The sequence below is a fragment of the Ochrobactrum sp. SFR4 genome (assembly GCF_019730395.1).
Taxonomy (GTDB): domain Bacteria; phylum Pseudomonadota; class Alphaproteobacteria; order Rhizobiales; family Rhizobiaceae; genus Pseudochrobactrum.
In genome coordinates this window covers 1-237 of sequence record NZ_JAAPBB010001349.1, presented here as the reverse complement: position 1 = coordinate 237, position 237 = coordinate 1, and the positions used below count along the sequence as shown (strand labels likewise).

Below are 237 nucleotides of genomic sequence, written 5' to 3'. Positions count from 1 at the left end.
AAGCCGCTGCAGGTGACTTCCGGTGCTATTGATATTGAGCATGTGACTTTCCGTTATGGCTCCGAGAATGAAAATAAGGCGAAGGCCGGTGTGCTGAGTGATATCAGCCTTGCCATTCGCGGCGGCGAACGTGTCGGTCTGATCGGTCACTCCGGTGCCGGTAAAACTACGCTGATAAATCTGATGCTGCGGCTCTATGATGTAGATACCGGCTCTGTGCGTATTGACGGGCAGGAT

Annotated in this window: 1 protein-coding gene; it reads left to right on the top strand. The window is 53.2% G+C overall.

Annotated elements, in window-relative coordinates:
• On the top strand, positions 1-237 hold a 237-nt coding region (locus HBA93_RS23410), incomplete at both ends, for an ATP-binding cassette domain-containing protein (RefSeq protein WP_221724809.1).